The following is a 17747-nucleotide window of genomic DNA, read 5'->3' as shown; positions in this document are numbered from 1 at the left end:
AGGTTATCTCGGCAACGTAGGCCGGATCGTACTGAGCGATGTCGTCGTGCAACTGGGTACTGTAGAATGGCTCGTAGAAGTCAACCGGGCCAGGGACGAGACCCCAATTAAGCCAACGTCGACGATGTGCAGCCATCAGATTACCTTTGCTGTCGCTAATCAGATTTTCCGCTGCAAGCTATTCCAGTATTGGTCGAGTCCTCAAAGTCACCACCAATCGGCCGCCAGCTATGCCTCGGTTTGAGCTTGACTCCCCCCTTTGATCGGCCGCGTTTTTCGCTTCGCGACGTCGGGGTGTTGGGCACGGCGGATTGGTGCGGCCCGACGTGCCATGAGCCATGCGTCGACCTCGGCTAGGTCCCAAACGATGCATCTGGGCGACAGGGCGAAGCGCCGCGGAAATTCGCCGCGCTGTTCCATCTCGTAGATGGTGCTGTCGGCCAGCGGCACCATTTCACGCAGTTGTTGCCGGCGGATTGTTCTTCGGAGAGTAGGTTGATCGGCGTTTGTCATTGTGTCCTCCATCAAGTGCCTGACCCGATAGAGGCCGATAGGCTTCGCCAGTGGAAGCCCTTGCGCGACCCTGTGCGGCGATATCGCATTCTGGCGTGCAAATCGGCGGGGTCCGCTGCGAGGCAACAGGGCGGCCAACGCATATTTTATGCGTCGCACGGTCGACCGGGATCGCTACGATTGATGTATGCACAATCGTCTCATCTGTTTGGACGCCGACGACACGCTTTGGCACAACATGCGGCACTTCGACGTCGCGGAGAAAGTGTTCTTTTCGGTAATGGCGCCCTTCGCGAGCGAGCAGCTCGCTCGTGCCCGCCTCGAGACCGTGAGTCAGCGAAACCTGGCGATATACGGTTATGGAGCAAAGAGCTTTACGCTTTCGATGATCGAGACCGCGCACGAGTTGTGCTCACCAGCGGTTTCTTCCGTCCTGCTTGGAGCGATTCTGGAAGCTGGACGTGAACTCCTTCTGCATCGTGTCGAACTCCTTCCTGGCGTTGAAGGCGCGATTGAGGAGCTCGCCGACCTCGGAGAACTCGTCCTGGTTACCAAGGGCGACCTGAGGCACCAGGAGGCCAAGTTCGCGGCGTCGGGACTTGGCGATCACTTTGTTGCCGTGGAGATTGTAAGCGATAAGTCTGCCGACATCTTCAAAGCCATCTGTAGGCGCCACGGCGTTGCGCCCAACCGGTGCGTCGTGGCTGGAGATTCCGTTCGTTCCGACATCATTCCCGCACTCGAGGCAGGAGCGTGGGCGGCCCACGTTCCCCACGAGATCGTGTGGTTTCACGAAAGGGCTGTGGTGCCCGAGAACCATCCGCGCTTTGTTCAGCTCAGCTCGCTCAGTGAGTTACCTAGGTGGGTTCGCACGCTACCGTGAATACAGTTTCTACAAGGCGTGCTGGCGTACCATCCGAAAGCATCAGACGCGTCCATCTACAGCGGCTTCGCCAGATCGGGACGACCGGAGAGCTATTCGGTCCCGTTTCGAACTCTACTGGCAGGGGCGAATTGCTATCATACCATCCACACTGGGGGAGCGAGCTCTCCTGCGCACGGATCTCTTCTGTCGCAAAGCGCCAGAGCGACTTTCCAAGTAACTCAGGATACGGCGTTCCGAATTCAAGCGCGCGCTTAGGTGATACCGCCAAAAGCTTGTGCGTGATGTCGCAGATAAGGTGAAGGTTGCGGTCACTCTCCGACACGAGAGTGGCGAGCACTTTATCCGCGCTGGACGCGATCTTGGCTGAGACCAGGGATTCTACTTTCGCCCTTTCAGGGGGCTCCATCTCTTGTAGCCCTGCTTCCCAACGTGAGATTGTCGACTGAGTTACACCGAATATCTCTGCTGCGTGGGCCTGCTTGACGCCGTGGATTATTCTCCAGCGACGAAGGGCAACTCCTAGAGTCGGGCGCGGCGCGGAATGAATCGCCATTGTTGCTCCGGCGACTGTGGTAAACTTCGGCGCGATATCGCCTACACGTGCCTGAATACAGAATGTAACTTCGTACGCATCGTCCGGATGTTTTGTGCGGTAAGACGCTTCGCTTATGACGCTTGCTCAGTCGGGTACAAAGTTAGAATGTTCACGTTGACACGCTTCGGCTGGGACACTGCATAGAGTATCGCAGCGGCTACATCCTCAGCTTTGAGCATTTCCATCCCGGCCAGGCGCGTATTGACCGCATCACGGACATCAGTTCGCATTTGTGCGATGAATTCCGTGCTCACGGCGCCAGGCTCGACGCAGGTGACTCGGATCCCGTCCTTACTCACCTCGCGCCGCAGCGATTCTGCAAGCGCGCTGACGGCGTGCTTCGACGCGGAATACACGGTGGAAGGGTGGATGTAGCGGCCTGTACCGGAAGATAAGATGACGATGTGACCGTCGTGCTGAGCCTTCATGAAAGGCAGCGCGGCATGGATTGAGTAGAGAAGGCCGAGAACGTTCACGTCGAACATCTGACGATACTCGTTCGTCGATGTATTGTGGAATGGGGCTGCTACGCCGATCCCGGCGATGGCGAGCAACATATCCAATCGCCCAAATTCGCCCGTGATGCGGGCAACCGCGTCTGACATCGCCATTTCCGAGGTGACGTCAGTTTGCACTGGCAGCGCTTCGCCCCCGTTATGACGAATGCGAGCCGCCAAGTCATCGAGGCGATCGAGCCGGCGCGCGCAAATCCCCACCCTGGCCCCTTCGGAGGCCAGTGCGAGCGCGGTAGCTTCGCCTATGCCGGAGGAAGCTCCCGTAACCAGAGCCACTGTCCCGCGAAGTTTCTGCTCGACCATTGTTCTTACCTCCTTCGCTGCTCCGATTTCAGGGAGGATTGTCAGGAGCCGCCAAAAAGGGGCCTTTGCGTCCTCTACTTCGGGAGAACCTGACTTTCTCTGAGACTCCAGGTAAGGAGCAATCGGTCCGTTCAAACCTGCGCGAACGACACCAAGGGATGCGTGAGGCGCAATGTCGGACGGTCTATGCGATTTGGGCGGCAGCCGCGCAGGAGTCGCGCGCGCGTCACTGCACTACAGTTCGGTGATGAGTGATTCACGCCCGTCGGCCAAGGTTAGGCGGAGCACCTCGTCAGCAGTCTCGCGGACCGATCTCGAAGTCTGAATTTCGTAGTCAGCAGATCGCCGAAGTAGCGGTTCCACCGTCCCGATTAGGTGAGCGATCTTCGTGCGCTCTTCGGCGGAATGACCATAACTGCCACTCGATCGGCATTCGAGCCGATTCATGATCGTCTGGAGTGGGGCCGAGAGAAGCATCACCAAATCGAGCGATGGGAGAAGCCGGCCCATATTCTCGGCGCACCCACTGACAAAGAGGATGCCACCAGTCCACCCCGAGAGTAGCGCTGCCACGCGATCCTCGCGCCACACCCAGTCTCTCCCCTTGGAAGGGGTATAGTGGTCCGACGGATCAGCATCGACCCAGTGCGACCATTCGGGAGTGTCCAGATCGAAGGCCGCATATCCTCTACGCGCAAGCTCCCGGGTAACGGAGGATTTGCCAACACCCGAGCATCCGGTGATCAACACGCGTCTGACGGCGCGATCGTGAATGTTCGACGAAATGATCGCCTCCGATGTCAAGGCACTCTCCGCAAATTGCTTTCCAGGGGCCAGGCCGCAGTGTCCGGGGCCGCTTCGGATGATGATAGCTTAGGGCAACGCCGAAGCGTGCGCCAATAAAATGGCGGAAAAGGCGGAGTAGTGCAGATCAAAACTTAGGGATTGCCCTAAACGTAGGGAGCGGCTAGGCTCCCAGGATCGAACCATTGAGAGTCCGCTTGATGGCTGTTGCCGCCGCCCTTGAACCGATTGATACGGTCTTCCGAGCACTTGCCGATCCCACGAGGAGGCGTGTGCTTGAACGCCTGAGTCGAAGCCCCGCCAGCGTCAGCGAGTTGGCCGCTCCGTTCGGCATGGCGCTGCCATCGTTCGTGGAGCATCTCGGTGTGCTTGAGCGATGTGGCCTGGTCAGCTCGAAAAAGTCGGGCCGCGTTCGTGTGTACCGTTTAGCCCCGAAGCGCCTGCGCATGGCAGAGGACTGGCTGAGCCAACAGCGCGAACTCTGGGAGCGGCGGCTTGATCAACTGGATGACTACCTGATCCAGCTGAAGAATGACCGAAAGGACACCGCATGAGCTTCGCGGACCACCGGTCCTTGCCGGCTTCGACGAGCCGGTTGCGAAGCAGCTCTCGCGACGCGGTTGAGCGGCGGCGAGCGCGCGCGAACGTCACGAACCAGAAGGGCCCTCGCGTATGAGTAAACCTGTGTTGCAGAAGCCAAATCCTCAACTCGATCTCGTCCTGGACAGGGTCGTTGAGGTACCGCGCGATTTGGTTTGGGAGGCTTGGACCAAGCCGGAACATTTAAAGGCGTGGTACACGCCGCGGCCCTGGCGGACCGTTCACTGCGAGATCGATCTTCGGCCTGGCGGAATCTTCCGAACGGTTATGCAGGCGCCAGAAGGGGGCGCAGAGGTCGACAACGTCGGCTGCTATCTCGATGTTGTCCCCGGCGAGCGCATCGTCTGGACCGATGCCTTGCTACCGGGATGGCGCCCGGCGGAGGGCGCTCGATTTGGAATGACCGTCGTGATCGAGCTCGAGGCCAGGGGCCCCAGCACACGGTACATCGCAACAGCGCTCCATAAGGACGAGACGAGCCGTAGGCGTCACGAGGAATTGGGCTTCCACAACGGATGGAGCACCGCGCTCGAGCAGTTGATCGAGCATATCAAGACGCAGGCGGGGCACTAAGAGGCGGATGCGGGTTGGCCGTCCGTCGCCGGCCATCCTTGGAAACGAAGCGCCGCGCGTCACGGTCTGGAAGAATTCAGTGTCATAGGAGTTAGTGGTGAGGAAGCTCATATTCTCGGCGTTTGTAACCTTGGACGGCGTCATGGAATCGCCGTCGCCAGAGCCGGATCGGGCTTGGAGCGGATGGGTTGCCGCGTATCAAAGCCCGGAACAATTCGCATACAAGTTCAATGAGGTCGAGGAGGCCGAGACCTTGCTGCTCGGCCGCGTGACCTACGACACCTTTTCCGACGCATGGCCTTCGAGATCAGGTCCGTTCGCGGACAAGATGAACGCCATGCCAAAGCTCGTCGCGTCGCGGACGATGGATAAGCCGCAATGGAACAACACTCAGGTGATCAAGGGAGACTTGGCGAGTGAGATCACAAGCTTGAAGCAAGGCGATGGGGGCCCAATCCTCGTAGCCGGAAGCCGCCTCCTCTCGCATGCGCTCGGGGCGGCGAAATTGATCGACGAATATCGCCTCATGGTGATGCCGGTGACGATCGGTATCGGCGGGCGCCTATTTCCTGAGGCCGAGCGAAAGACGGCACTTGAGCTGGTTGAGACGCAGACATTTCCGATGGGAGTGGCGCTCTTAACCTACCGCCAAGCGGCGGCGTAAGTGCGTCTGCCGCTTAATGGAACTGATCGACCTACAATACGTGGCTGCAACGGTGGACGCCGGCAACTTCGGTGAGGCCGCCAAGCGTCTCGGGATTTACGCTTCGACGGTTAGCCGCGGTGTGACCCGGGTCGAGGATGAACTCGGACTCACGATATTCGAAAGAGGACGCTTCGGTGTTCGGCTGACTGCCGGCGGTAGGGCCATTATGGTTCATGTCCGCCGCGCTCTCGGAGACTTTCATGCGATCAAGCGAGCGGCGCAATGCAATGCCAATGGCGACGTCGGCGAAATCAGGCTCGGCGTGAAAGTGCCTCCCACCGGGCATTTCATTTGCGAGCTGCTTCGGGACTGGCGGCTTGCTTATCCAATGGTCCGCCTGGTGCTCCATGAAATGCATGAGCAGGAGATCGCGCCGGCGCTACAGGAACGCTGGCTTGATGCCGCCCTCGTGCCGCGCCACCTTTTGTGGCCGAGGGCAGTCTCTGTCCCGATCTACCGGGATCCCATCGTCACCGTCTTGCCATCGCGACATAGGCTTGCGACGAATAATTCGATCTGTTGGCGCGAACTCCGCGACGAGGTCGTGCTCGTCCACGAAATCGGGGCCGATCCGCTTACAGGCGAATTCGTCGTTTCGCTATTAGGCCCCGGGATTACACTGCAGTCGCACCCTGTCAGCAGACCTGGCTTGCTAGCGCTAGTCTCCGCAGGTTTCGGCGTGACGCTAATCGCGGAAAGCCGGGCCGACTTCTCCTGTCCCGGCCTGGTTGTGAAACCGGTGACCGAAAGCAACGCATGGGTCGACGTTGACCTCACTTGGACACCCGACAGTGAGGAGGCGGTAGTTGGAAGGTTCGTAGCATTCCTTCGTGACCAAGCTCGGACGAGGTCTCTCACTCGAGAGGCCTCGTGACGGTCGAGTTGCGCCACCTGAGATATGCGATCGCCGCTGCTGATCACGGTAGCTTCCGTCGGGCGGCGCGAACCCTTTCGGTTGAAGAGTCGACACTCAGCCGGCGCATTCGTGATTTGGAGGATGAGTTAGGCGCGGCACTCTTCATCCGACGCGCGAGTGGCGTGCACCTCACGCACGCCGGGCAGTGTTTCCTCGGCCACGCGCGGCGCGCGGTCCGCGAAGTAGCGCATGCTGTGGTCGAAGTCGGGGCAATCGGCCGCGGAGAGACCGGCGCGGTGCGAGTTGGCATATTCTCGTCCCTGGCTTCGGGCTTCCTGGCGGCTCTGTTGCGAGAATATCTGGTTAGGCATCCTGACGTGCGGACTGACGTGATTGAAGGCGGCCCGAGCGGCCATCTCGCCGCGGTCAGACAGCACCAGACCGACATCGCTTTCCTAACCGGTGAGCAGGAGGTCGAGGGTTGTGACAGGCTCCATCTTTGGGACGAGCGCGTTCTTGTCGCGATGCGAAGCGAGCATCCCTTCTCCAACCTCGCGGTGGTATCTTGGGAGCATCTTCGCGATGAGCGCTTCCTTGTCAGCGAGACTGACCCAGGTCCCGAAATACATGACTACCTGGTGAAGCATCTGGCGGCGCTCGGCCATCACCCGAGCGTCGAACGCCACGGTGTAAGTAGAGATAATCTTATGAATTTGGTGGCAATCGGCGGGGGACTAACGTTGACGAGCGAGGCAACAGTCGGGACCACATTTCCCGGCGTCGTTTACAAGCCGCTCGCGGGCGAGGTCTTGCCATTCTGCGCGTTTTGGTCCCCTCGAAATGACAATCCGGCTCTTCGGCGCATGCTCAGCCTCGCAAAAATAATGTCGAAGCGCTCGAAGGGGCTTCAACAGCCCGGTCGCCGTGCGCCGGCGGATGAGCGAGAACTTCCAGCTTTCCCCTCTGCGGCATCAGCGCCGAATGGGTGTGGATCCCACGCTCTTCGAAAACCGGCGCCGTCAACGCAAGCCGAGGTCAGCAGAGAGAGCTGACGGCGGTCCTCAGCCCCAAATCCTATTGCAGCCGGCGCAGGGTGCGGCGCGCCACGCGCACGTCCCATTTTTCTTGATCGCGGCCGCGGTGTGGCGGAAGGAGCAATTCGAGCCGAGATAGAAACCGGTCGCAATCGCGGCATAGCCGGTAGGCCGCATCGGTGCGTGCTGCGGGCGGCGCTCCGGGAGAGTGACAAGTGAGGATCATCAGTTTTGCGCTCGCACTGGCTCTACTCGGTGCGCCGGGGGACGGGAGGGAAAACGCGCACACGATCACGGAACGCGCGCTGGCTGCGATGGGCGTCGTGCGAGATGCGCGCCAGGTGCGGTCGCTTAGGGCCGAAGTCAAACTCGTCAATGCACATCTTATGGACAGCGATCATCCGGAGCCGCCGCATCTCCTCGACCTCGGTGAAGGCACGGTGAGTGATGACCTCGTTCTTGGCGCGAGTCTTACCGAAATGCGCACCACCACCGCGACGGGATCTGTTGTCGAAGCGTCAGCCTTGAACGTGGGCGAGCTAGTTCAGAGCGTGGTGGTTTACGATGGTCGGCAGCAGCCACCGCATGGCTCAGCGGCTCCGCCAAATTGGGACCTTTCGAATCCGATCCGCGCGTTGAAGGCCGCTTTGGCCGCACCTGACCTTCACCTTGAGGACGTGGTGAGCGTCCGGGGTGTCTCGGTTCACGTCGTTAGCTTTGTGCGCGGTGAGGTGCGTGTCAGGTTGTTTCTGAGCGACGAGACGAACCTGCCGATCGCTGTCGAGTCGGAAATGGCGCTGCGAGGCGACATCGCGTGGCGCCCCCGAGGCGACCTCATGGATCGTACGGAGTTCTCGAACTGGAACCTGGTCTCGGGTCTGCGCTATCCTTTCCAATGGGATATGTCGCGCAACGGCGTCCCGCTACGCACGACGATGATTACAGCTCTCCAAGTGGATCCGCCGCTTGATGCAGCGAAGTTCTCGCCGTCCGAGGCGGCGCGCGCCGAACTAGACTTTCCCGGCCGGCGCGACACTGACGACTTGCCGCTCGGCCGCCCAGATCGACCGATTGCGGAGATCTCGCCGGGTGTCGTCCAGATTCCTGGGGGATGGTACGTGACGCTGGTGCGGCAGTCAGACGGCGTCGTTGTGATCGACGCACCAATCTCCAATGGCTATTCCGCGAAGGTGATCGCCGAGGCCTTGCGGCGATTTCCGGGCTTGCCGATAAAGGCAGTGATCACGACAACAAGCTTTGGCTGGCACTTCGCCGGTTTGCGGGAGTATGCCGCACGCGGCATTCCTATCTACCTGCTGGACCGTAACGGCGCCCTGGTGAGAAATGTGCTCACCGCGCCGCACCGATTGGATCCCGACAGTCTGGCTCGACAAGGGGTCACGTTGAAACTTCACTTAGTGGTGGGACGCACCGTGATTGGTGAGGGCGACAACCAACTTGTGGTCTATCCCATCCGCCGGGGCACCGGCCAGATGCTGATGACCTACATCCCGTCCACCCGAATGCTTCACACCGCCGAGATGGTGCAGCCTCTCGGTCCCGCTGGTGAAATGCTGTTCCCTGAATCCCTCCTGGAGATTGACCAGGCTGTCAGGGACGCCGGGATCTCGGTAGAGACCATAATTGGGATGCATATGAGTCCGACCCCTTGGCGGCGTGTTTCCGAGGCGGTCCGGCGGGAGAGCTGATCGCACCGAGCGAAAGTCGCTTTTCACCGAGCTGAGATCGTACGGCACCGGCCGGCGAACGCGCAAACATCAGGAGAAATGAGATGTCCGTTATGGCCGTGATCCTGGCCGCCACCATGGCCGGTGCCGTGCCGGACTCTGTGATCGAGCCGGCGACCGTAGAAGGCGTGCGTCACGCAGAGGAAGTGTGGATCAAAGCAACCGTGAGCGGCGACACGAGCGCGATCGACGCGCTGCTCGACCCCGATTACGTGTCAGTGAACGCTTCGGGTGTGCCCCGACCGAGATCAGAGGTACTTGAGTCAACTCGAACGTACCCACAGCGTCATCCCGGGGCGACGGTCGGACCGTTCCCTCCGACTTCGACAATTCAGATGATCGGGCGCGCCGCGATCGTGCGTCACCGAGGCGAGGCCGAACTCTCTGTCGATGTGTTCTACCACGACGGCCGTCGCTGGCGGGCTTGGTATTCTCAACACACCCCACGGGCCAAGCCGGCGTAGTTGCGGGCACTCATATCATCCGAATGACTCGACCACGCCGCGCCGGCGTGCGCCGGCAACGGCTCAGCAGCGCACGAGAGCGTCAATCGAACGGATGGGGACCGCTAAACGGTCCGATAAAGCTTAGGTGTGAGACCAGTCCGGTCGTCGGCAGCCAATAATGCAGCCCAAGTGCGGGAGGATCCATTGAAAACGTAAGCGTCGCATCCGGCGTAAGATCAAGCGTCGCTTGATGTGCGACGCTCGGCGCGACGTAGACCGTGGTTCCTGCCCAACCAAAGGAGATGGGACGATGAATATGGCCGCAGAGGACCCGTTCAACATTTCCATGGTGCCGCACAATTTCCGCAAGTCGCTCGGCACCGACGCGCAATCCCATTTCATCAATGGCGTGGAGGCCAGTCGGGGCAGGGGGATGGTGCATGAACAAGATGACCGGCTTGTCAGCTTGCGCTAGCCGAGCGTCGAGCCAATCCAGACGCTCGGCGCACAGCTCGCCATGGCCATGACCCTCCACGAGGGTGTCGAGACCAATCAGCTGCACGGGTAAGTTCGGCACGACGTATTGAACATACCCCGATCGTGGGAGGTATTGATGATGTTGAAATACCTCTCGTAGCGCCTCTCGCTTGTCGTGGTTTCCCGGGATGATGAACGACGGGATCGCAAGCTCATCCAGCGCTTCGCGAACAAAGCGATATTCTTCAATCGAGCCGGTAGCCGCGAGGTCGCCTGTCAACACGAGCAGGTCAGGCGACGGCGAAATCGCGCGTACGTGCTCGATCGCTCTTCGGAAGTGCGCGCGAGTGTCCACGCGCCCGAACAATGGCGCGGCCGTCGGCGCCACGTGAAGGTCGGTCATCTGAGCAATGATCAATTTGAATCTCCCGTCGCGGTACTCGTCCCAGGACAGGCCAGCGCCGCCTCTTCATTGAAGAACTCGCCTTCGTGGGACATGGAAAAGAGGAGGGGCGGATACGCCACCGGACGACCGTGCTCGAACGGCCGCCCAACGGTGTTTCCGGGTCGGAACACATAGTGCTTAGCTAGGTAGGACCCGCCATGGCATCAGTTGACGAACTCGGGGGTCCCGGAAGTACAGCGCGCCCCAAACGAAAAATCCCATGTAAACGCCGAAGAGCACGTGGGTGATCATTGGATCACCCACGCGCAGCTTCAAGGCGACGGTCGCGCCCAGCAGCGCCGTTTCCAGCACCGCGCCGAAGACCGCGGTGCGGGGAATCAGGAAGAGCGCGAGAAAGATCAGCTCGAGCACCCCCACTGTGAAGTCAAGGTGAGCCGGCCAGCCGAGGCCCGACAAGGTCTGTCGAACCTCGGGCACACCCACGAGCTTAATCACGGAAGAGAATCCCAGCAGGGCACTGATTAGGACGGTGAGGGTCCACCCGATTACGCGCTGTGTCCCCGGACTGATGAGACCGTCGATACCGGTGTCCATCGATTTCCCCCTTTGATGCGATGCTGGGCTAGCGACCGAACAATTGGACTCGTTCACCCGCGCGCCAGATGTTTTGCCAGGCGATCAAGGCCTTGCGTCACCATGCCGGCGAAACCCATGCCAGCTGCGATATCTCGCTGTTCGAATGACTCGGCCAACGCGACCAAGTCCCACTTGGTTCGTCCATCGCCGAGGTCCTCGAACGACAGAGTTTGAAGCAGCGACGGCGGGCCGTTCGGCTGCGTTACGGCGTTGCGCCAGGACAGGCGGTTTGGCGGATCGACCTCGGTGTAGACGAAGTCCATCGTAATCTTGGTGCCGTCGGGGAACTGCATGATGTGATGCCAAGCGCCTCCGACGCGGACGTCCATCTCGCAGACAGGGCTAGTGAATCCTTCTCCGCCCCACCACTGGGTCACATGATTTGGATCCGTCCATGCCTTCCAAACCACGTCACGTGGCGCATCGAAGACGCGGCTCATCGTGATCACGGGCTTCTCAGTGGAATTCTGGTCAATCTGCGTCGTCATTGGATGCCTTTCGTTAGATGTTGGAGCAGCGGCGAAGAAGTCGCTCGTTATTGGCCAGGTGTCGTCTGTGAGGTCCGCAGATAGGCGCTAAGCCGGTCAAACCGGCGTTCCCAGAAAAGGCGACAATCAGCTAGGAGATCGGAGACATCGCTCCGGGTGTTAGCCGGAATTGCTTCAGGGTTCTGGTCAGTCTGCATGGTCATTTCGGGGCCCTTTCTGTAACGGTGATAATTGAGTGTCTCAGTCGTTCGATGGCGTCTGGATTGTCTGCAAATATTCGCTGAGCCGACCCAGGCTGCGGTCCCAGAAATGACGATAGTGGGCCAGCCAATCGTCTGCGGCCTGGAGAGGCGCTGCATCGAGTCGGCACGGACGGAACTGCGCGTCCCTGCGTCGCGATATGAGACCGGCGTTCTCGAGAACCTTCAGGTGCTTAGAGACCGCTGCCACGCTGATATCGTAAGGGGCGGCGAGTTCGTTGACTGTGGCATCGCGATCGGCAAGACGGGTCAGGACGTCCCGCCGCGTGCTCGCGGAAAGCGCGAAGAAGATATTGTTAAGCCGTTCGTCCGTCATTGTATTCAACCGTTCGGTTGCCAACGTGCTGGTTGAACACTGACGAATTGCTCATGGCTCGGATAGACGCGCGGCGCGCAAAGCGGGAAGCGTGTCGTGCAATGAAATGCGCGTGGGATGGTACCTAGGAGGCAATCGGTGTGCGATTGCCCGCGCTACCGTCGACGAGGCGAGCCGCAAGTCGAACGCGATACATCCGAATTTGGCATGACTCGGCGTCTAAACACGCTTCCGCCAGGCAATCCACGCGCTCCAGAACAGGCTTGAGAAAAAGCTCTCCGGGCGCTCGAAGCCGGCTTGGTCAAGAAGCTCGATCACTGCCTCTGCCGAGCGAGGTGGATCGGCGCCTTGTAAAATCTTGCCGAGCTTTGCCTTCACTTCCTCGCTGGTGGCGCCGTGCATTCGCCATCGCTCGCCCCATGCGGCGAGAAGGAGGGGCTTGCTGGTGTACGAATAGCGGTTTCCGGCGAGAATGAAGGGCGCGCCTGGGCCAATGCGAGCCGCGATGGCTCCCAGTATTGCGCTCTTTGCGTGATCGCCCGGCAGGTGATGAAGCACTCCGAGCATCATGGCGGCGTCAAACTCGTCTTCGGCGGCGAGATCGTCCAGAGTCCCCAGATGCAGCACAACCCTGTCGCTAAGTCCGAGCGCTGCCAACCGCTCGGCGGCGAGCGTAAGCATGGGCTGTGAGGGGTCCACACCAGTGAATCGCCAGCCGGGTTCGATCTTGGAGAGCGCGATCACCTCTTGAGCGGTCCCGCCTATACCGACCACCAGAATCCGACGATTCCCACCTGTCCCAAGTGCCGCAGCCAACATGCAAGCGGCCAGCTCATGACAAGCCTCATATCCAGCCAGAGCTATCCGGCTTTGACTTTCGTATTCTGCCGCTCGCGAGGCGTCGAACTTCTTCATGTTTGGCGCGCCTTAACGCTGTGTTCGAATTGCGATTCGGAAGTATAGTTAGCGCGCCTCAGGCCCGACAGAATGGCTCGTAGCCGGTGTGGCCGGCGCAACGTGGTTTGCGCTCCGCGCACGATGTGCAGGGGGGCTTGGGCTGCGCAAGCGACGGCTAGTCGCGGTTTGTATTAGCTTTCCGTGCGCGGCGAGCCTTTGCAAACCCCCGGTCAGAGGCAATGAAGCGCTGAAGCATCGGCGCGATTAGTTTGCTCGGATCCACTGCGGGTGTGCCCGTCTCCTCCGCGAGAAGCGCGGCGTAAGCGATAAGGTCTCGGTGCACCTGAGCCGGCAAATCCAGCGCGAGACGGACAGGCTTGTCCTCGGCGATCGCCCCCAGCTTCAATTTGCTCATCGGTTGGCTCCGTATGGCTCGAGCACGAGATCCCGGGTGACAATGACCCGCACCGGAAAGCCGGGCCGGATCGTCAGCGTCGGCGCGACGTTGAGTTGGCGCCGGATGATCTGCTGACCAGCATCGTTGATCGTATCCTGGCCACCATTGCGGATCGCCGCGATCAACCGGTCATCGTCATTGGTGGCAAGCTCGGCGCCGACGCTCAGCAGCGTCGAAAGCCCAGCCGCCTTCGCAAGATCCCACCAGTGATAATCCACGCCGTCCTGAAGTCCTGCATATCCCTCGGCGTCCGCACCGGGCTGACGCTCAAGCACGATGCTTCGGCCGTTAGGAAAAATCAGTCGGTTCCACACCAACAGCACCCGGCTCTGACCGAATTGGACGTTGTTATCGTACTGGCCGATAACGCGTGTCCCTTGCGGGACAAGGAGGATCTGGCCCGTCGGACTGTCGTAGATGTTCTCCGTGACCTGCGCCGTGATCTGACCTGGCAGGTCCGAGCGTATGCCGGTGATCAGCGCCGCCGAAATCACCGCGCCGGCCTGCAGGACGTTTGGGGAGGCGGGAGCCGCAACACGATCGCCAGCTACGGTGCGGCGGTCGACCGGTGCGTTGAGGAAGGCCTGCTGGCGCTCCTGGGCGGTAGGTGTCGAGGGTTGAGGGGCAAGGCCGAGATTGGTCAGGTTCGGCGTCGGCGCGTCCGCTGGCGCGGCGACGGCGGCGGGCGCCAGGATGCGGGCTTCCGATGCCGAAAACAGGCGACTAGTGCGCGCGGACTCGATCTCTTGCAGGCGCCGCTGCTCCTCGGCGCTGATTCCGGGCTGCGGCTGCGCGACACCTGGGGCTGGCACCGGCTGACCGCGGTTCTGGGCGTTAACGATCGGACGTCCGAGGTCGCCCGGCAGCGGCGGGCCGAGCTGCGGCACGACAGTGTAATCACGCGGCAAACCCTGGAGCCCATCGGCGGTCGAGCGGTTGTCGGTCGAATAGAGTTCTTCCGCCGGCTTCGCCCCACCGCGCGTTTGCAGGGCGTAGACGAGAGCGCCACCAAGACCAAGGCTCGCAACCAGTCCGAGGCCGACGAGCACCTTGCGCGACAGGCGGGTGACTCGGGGAGCCTCGGCGCGAAGACGCATCGGCGCTGCGGCATCTGGCGTCGATCCGGTGAGCGGCGCACCTGGCTCCTCTTCCTCGTTCCGGTCATCAGTCATGACGCGGGCCTCCCGTCCGTGCGGGTGATCCGGACGCGCTTCTGGTTGTCGCCAGACCCGAAGCGTAGCTCGGCGGCCGCGAATAGCCGGTCGACGATCATGTAGTTGCTCCGGACGCGGTAGTTCACCAGCTCCGAGGTGTTGCCCTCGGGGCCGACCACGAATAGCGGCGGCATCTCGCCCTGGCCGATGCCGCGGGGAAATTCGATGAAGACCTGCCGGCCGTCATCATAGGCGCGCAGCGGCCGCCAAGGCGCGCGGTCGCCCGTCACCTCGTAGCGGAAATTGATGCGCGAGACGTCGATCCCACTCGCTACCGGCTGGGAGGCTTGTGCCTGGGCGTTCTGGCGACGCAGCGCTATGAGCTGGTCCTGCGGGTATTGCCATGAGACAGACGCCATGTAGGTCCGCTCGGTCGAGCGCAGCTCCAGGTGATAAGTGCGCAAATTGGTATTTATGACGAGGTTCGTCATCAGCTCGGGTCGCGTGGGCTTCACGAGGATATGCACTTGCAAGGTGGCCCCCGACCCGCTCTGCGTATCGCCGATGATCCATCGCACGGTGTCGCCGGCCGCCACGGGCCCGGAGCCGACGAGCTGTTCGCCGGGCTGGAGCGCGATGTCGGTGATCTGCCCGACGGCAGTGTAAACTTGATAGAGCGCGCCTTCGGTGAAGGGATAGACCTGCATCGAATTGATGAAGCCGTCGCGCACGGGCTGGATGCGCGCCGCCGCGTTCGCCTGGTTCACCCGGGCCGTCGGATCGGCCGGCTCGGGCGGTCGGCGGGAGGTATCGACGGCCTTCATTTGGCCGGGAAGCGGCAGCGGTCGCGGCAGCTCGACCACCTGAACCGGCGCCGGCGGATCGACGGTCTGCACGGCAGCAGGCGCATCGTCGTAGCTGATCTCCGGCGGCCTCTGCGTCGTTGCGCAACCCGCGAGCGCCGTTGCGGACATCAGCAATGCCGCCAATGTGTGAATACGGAAAGCCGGTTCTCCGGCTTTACGGAAAATCGGCAGAGTCATTGCCCCAGCTCCCGTGACCAAGAAATTGCGTTGACATAGATCCCCAGCGGATTGGCGCGGAGCCGGTCGGCGTTGCGCGGAACCTGGACGACGATGGTGAGGATCGCCGTCCATCGGCTGCTTTCGGCGAGCTGGCCGTTCTCGTAGCGGCGCTCGGTCCAGGCGATGCGGAAGGAGTCGGGCGAGGCGCGGATCACGCTCGACACATCGACGGCGACCTGCTGCCGCCCGACCTTGGCGAACGGGTCGTTGGCGCGCGCGTAGTCGTTAAGCGCGGCGGCGCCGCGGTCGGTCGTGAAGTCGTAGGCGCGCAGCCAGTTCTGCCGGACAATGATGGCGTCCGCCGGGATCGAGCGGACCTGCTCGATGAAGCGCGCGAGGTGGAAGGCGATCTGCGGATCAGTCGGTTGATAGTCCGCAACCGCTGGCGCGATCGCCTGCGCCTGGCCGAGGCGGTCGGTCTGAACAACCCACGGGACGACGGTCCCATGCGCCGACTGCCAGACGAGCGCAGCCGCGAAACCCGCCGACAAGAATAGCGACCCGAACGCCATATAGCGCCAGTTGCGCGCCTGGACGCGCGCCGAGCCGATGCGGTCGTCCCACACCTGCGCCGCTCGCTGGTAGGGCGTCTCGGGCTCGGGAGCTTTTCCGTAGTGCGTAGAGGGTCGTCGGAACATCAGCGGTCACCTTCGGAGAGATTGATGGAGGAGCCGCCGCCATGGCTGTCGCCGCTGCGCACGGCATGCACCGTCGTCATCACCGCGTGACTCATCTGCTGGGAGCGCTTCATGCGACGAGCCCAAGCAGGAGGCTGGTCGCCGGCGGCGGCCGATGCTGCGTCATTGGGGGCCGCTTCGACGGTACCGCCGGTCGAGGAACCGCCAGTTGCTTCGAACACTGCGCGCGCGCCGCCGGCGAAACCGGATCGCATGCTTTCGGCGGACCGTTCGGCAGCGCGGCGAAGCGGCGATGTGGCGGCGGAGCCTGCGGCGCGCGCCACGCCCCCAAGACCACCCATGACCCCTGAAGCGCCGCTTTGGCCGGCCGCTCCGAGGCTGTAGGCGGTTGATGCGCCGCCCGCGAGAGCCGCACCGCCACGCGCGGCTGCAGCCGCGCCGCCAGCGAGTGCGGCGCCGCCCGATGCGACCGCCCCCACGGTGGCCGCGCCCGCGGCGACCATTCCGCCGGCGGCGAGACCGGTCCCGACTGCCGCGCCGGCGCCGAGCTGCGGGCCGCCAGCCACAAGACCGTTCGCGATGCCCGGACCGAAGATCCCAAGCCCGAGGAGCGAGAGCGCGGCAAGCACGATCGCCATGGCGTCGTCGATCGACGGCGTCGCGCCGCCAAAGCCGCTGGTGAATTCCGAGAACAGCGTCGAGCCGATGCCGATGATCACGGCCAAGACGAGGACTTTAATGCCGGACGAGATGACGTTGCCGAGCACCCGCTCGGCCATGAAGGCCGACTTGCCGAAGAGACCGAACGGGATCAGCACGAAGCCGGCAAGCGTCGTCAGCTTGAACTCGATCAGCGTGACGAAAAGCTGGACGGCGAGAATGAAGAACGCGAGCAGCACCAGGGCCCACGCGAGGAACATGCAGGCGATCTGGATAAAGTTCTCGAAAAAGGACCAGTACCCCATCAGGCCCGAGATCGAATCGAGCAGCGGCCTCCCGGCATCGAGCCCGGTTTGCGCAACCTTGCCCGGGCGGAGCAAATCGGCCGTCGTGAAGCTGGTGCCGCTCGCTTTTAAGCCGAGACCGGCGAAGCTTTCGAAGACGATGCGCGCGAGGTTGTTCCAGTTGCCGATGATGTAGGCGAACACCCCGACGAAAAGCGTCTTCTTCACCAGGCGCGCTATGATGTCGTCGTCGGCACCCCACGACCAGAACAACGCCGCCAGCGTCACGTCGATGACGATCAGCGTGGTCGCGATAAAGGCGACCTCTCCGCCGAGTAGACCGAAGCCGCCGTCGATGTAGCGAGTGAAGACCTCGAGGAAATGGTCGATGACGCCGGTGTTACCCATCG

The 17747-nt window shown here is 61.8% G+C and carries 21 protein-coding genes; 8 read left to right on the top strand and 13 right to left on the bottom strand.

The window, feature by feature from the left end; translation table 11 throughout:
* Nucleotides 1–228: 228 nt before the first annotated feature.
* Nucleotides 229–513 (bottom strand): AlpA family transcriptional regulator, encoded by a 285-nt coding sequence (locus QJT82_RS12635; RefSeq protein WP_264641900.1) that lies wholly within the window; start codon nucleotides 511–513, stop codon nucleotides 229–231.
* 187 nt (nucleotides 514–700) lie between these two features.
* Between QJT82_RS12635 and QJT82_RS12630 the strand changes: the two genes are divergently transcribed.
* Nucleotides 701–1396 (top strand): HAD family hydrolase, encoded by a 696-nt coding sequence (locus tag QJT82_RS12630; RefSeq protein ID WP_264641899.1) that lies wholly within the window; start codon nucleotides 701–703, stop codon nucleotides 1394–1396.
* 669 nt (nucleotides 1397–2065) lie between these two features.
* Here the strand turns inward: QJT82_RS12630 and QJT82_RS12625 are convergent.
* A complete protein-coding gene (locus QJT82_RS12625) occupies nucleotides 2066–2812 on the bottom strand; it encodes an SDR family NAD(P)-dependent oxidoreductase (RefSeq protein ID WP_264641898.1) in 747 nt (248 codons plus the stop codon).
* A 234-nt stretch (nucleotides 2813–3046) separates the two neighbouring features.
* Nucleotides 3047–3616 (bottom strand): AAA family ATPase, encoded by a 570-nt coding sequence (locus QJT82_RS12620; protein ID WP_264641897.1) that lies wholly within the window; start codon nucleotides 3614–3616, stop codon nucleotides 3047–3049.
* A 200-nt stretch (nucleotides 3617–3816) separates the two neighbouring features.
* Between QJT82_RS12620 and QJT82_RS12615 the strand changes: the two genes are divergently transcribed.
* The 7 genes from QJT82_RS12615 (at nucleotide 3817) to QJT82_RS12585 (ending at nucleotide 9597) form a co-directional block, all read left to right on the top strand.
* Entirely contained in the window at nucleotides 3817–4170 is a 354-nt protein-coding gene (locus tag QJT82_RS12615) for a metalloregulator ArsR/SmtB family transcription factor (protein WP_253601045.1), read from the top strand.
* A gap of 118 nt (nucleotides 4171–4288) precedes the next feature.
* Entirely contained in the window at nucleotides 4289–4789 is a 501-nt protein-coding gene (locus QJT82_RS12610; RefSeq protein ID WP_264641896.1) for an SRPBCC family protein, read from the top strand.
* Nucleotides 4790–4886: 97 nt separating this feature from the next.
* Entirely contained in the window at nucleotides 4887–5453 is a 567-nt protein-coding gene (locus QJT82_RS12605; RefSeq protein WP_264641895.1) for a dihydrofolate reductase family protein, read from the top strand.
* A 16-nt stretch (nucleotides 5454–5469) separates the two neighbouring features.
* Nucleotides 5470–6369, top strand: coding sequence for a LysR family transcriptional regulator (locus QJT82_RS12600; RefSeq protein ID WP_264641894.1), 900 nt, complete (start codon nucleotides 5470–5472; stop codon nucleotides 6367–6369).
* On the top strand, nucleotides 6366–7403 hold the full coding sequence (locus tag QJT82_RS12595) for a LysR family transcriptional regulator (protein WP_264641893.1): 1038 nt from the start codon (nucleotides 6366–6368) through the stop codon (nucleotides 7401–7403). Before QJT82_RS12600 ends, QJT82_RS12595 begins: the two co-directional genes overlap by 4 nt.
* 197 nt (nucleotides 7404–7600) lie before the next feature.
* Nucleotides 7601–9094: a hypothetical protein gene (locus QJT82_RS12590; protein WP_264641892.1), complete on the top strand. Its 1494-nt coding sequence runs from the start codon at nucleotides 7601–7603 to the stop codon at nucleotides 9092–9094.
* Between the two features lie 83 nt (nucleotides 9095–9177).
* Nucleotides 9178–9597, top strand: coding sequence for a nuclear transport factor 2 family protein (locus tag QJT82_RS12585; RefSeq protein ID WP_264641891.1), 420 nt, complete (start codon nucleotides 9178–9180; stop codon nucleotides 9595–9597).
* Between the two features lie 82 nt (nucleotides 9598–9679).
* Here QJT82_RS12585 and QJT82_RS12580 read toward each other — a convergent pair whose 3' ends face one another.
* From QJT82_RS12580 to trbL, 10 genes are all read right to left on the bottom strand, one after another.
* Nucleotides 9680–10474, bottom strand: coding sequence for a phosphodiesterase (locus QJT82_RS12580; protein ID WP_264641890.1), 795 nt, complete (start codon nucleotides 10472–10474; stop codon nucleotides 9680–9682).
* Between the two features lie 165 nt (nucleotides 10475–10639).
* On the bottom strand, nucleotides 10640–11056 hold the full coding sequence (locus tag QJT82_RS12575) for a DoxX family protein (RefSeq protein ID WP_264641889.1): 417 nt from the start codon (nucleotides 11054–11056) through the stop codon (nucleotides 10640–10642).
* A 53-nt stretch (nucleotides 11057–11109) separates the two neighbouring features.
* Nucleotides 11110–11538: an SRPBCC domain-containing protein gene (locus QJT82_RS12570; RefSeq protein ID WP_264641926.1), complete on the bottom strand. Its 429-nt coding sequence runs from the start codon at nucleotides 11536–11538 to the stop codon at nucleotides 11110–11112.
* A gap of 288 nt (nucleotides 11539–11826) precedes the next feature.
* Complete coding sequence (locus tag QJT82_RS12565) at nucleotides 11827–12162, bottom strand: metalloregulator ArsR/SmtB family transcription factor (RefSeq protein ID WP_264641888.1); 336 nt, start codon at nucleotides 12160–12162, stop codon at nucleotides 11827–11829.
* A gap of 219 nt (nucleotides 12163–12381) precedes the next feature.
* Nucleotides 12382–13077: a class I SAM-dependent methyltransferase gene (locus QJT82_RS12560; protein ID WP_264641887.1), complete on the bottom strand. Its 696-nt coding sequence runs from the start codon at nucleotides 13075–13077 to the stop codon at nucleotides 12382–12384.
* Nucleotides 13078–13234: 157 nt separating this feature from the next.
* Nucleotides 13235–13474, bottom strand: coding sequence for a DUF2274 domain-containing protein (locus QJT82_RS12555; protein WP_264641886.1), 240 nt, complete (start codon nucleotides 13472–13474; stop codon nucleotides 13235–13237).
* Nucleotides 13471–14688: a TrbI/VirB10 family protein gene (locus QJT82_RS12550; protein ID WP_264641885.1), complete on the bottom strand. Its 1218-nt coding sequence runs from the start codon at nucleotides 14686–14688 to the stop codon at nucleotides 13471–13473. The genes QJT82_RS12555 and QJT82_RS12550 overlap by 4 nt, the downstream gene beginning before the upstream one ends.
* Complete coding sequence (gene trbG, locus QJT82_RS12545; protein ID WP_264641884.1) at nucleotides 14685–15713, bottom strand: P-type conjugative transfer protein TrbG; 1029 nt, start codon at nucleotides 15711–15713, stop codon at nucleotides 14685–14687. Before trbG ends, QJT82_RS12550 begins: the two co-directional genes overlap by 4 nt.
* Nucleotides 15710–16393 carry a conjugal transfer protein TrbF gene (gene trbF / locus QJT82_RS12540; RefSeq protein WP_264641883.1) on the bottom strand — a complete coding sequence of 228 codons (684 nt, stop codon included), beginning with the start codon at nucleotides 16391–16393 and terminating at the stop codon, nucleotides 15710–15712. The genes trbG and trbF overlap by 4 nt, the downstream gene beginning before the upstream one ends.
* Nucleotides 16393–17745, bottom strand: a complete 1353-nt coding sequence (trbL, locus tag QJT82_RS12535) for a P-type conjugative transfer protein TrbL (RefSeq protein WP_264641882.1) — start codon at nucleotides 17743–17745, stop codon at nucleotides 16393–16395. The genes trbF and trbL overlap by 1 nt, the downstream gene beginning before the upstream one ends.
* Nucleotides 17746–17747 lie beyond the last annotated feature (2 nt).

It is taken from the genome of Bradyrhizobium sp. Mp19, from assembly GCF_029952935.1.
GTDB classification, from domain to species: Bacteria; Pseudomonadota; Alphaproteobacteria; order Rhizobiales; family Xanthobacteraceae; genus Bradyrhizobium; species Bradyrhizobium elkanii.
The sequence above is the reverse complement of the archived record's forward strand: the minus strand, read 5'-3'. Positions and strand labels throughout refer to the sequence as shown.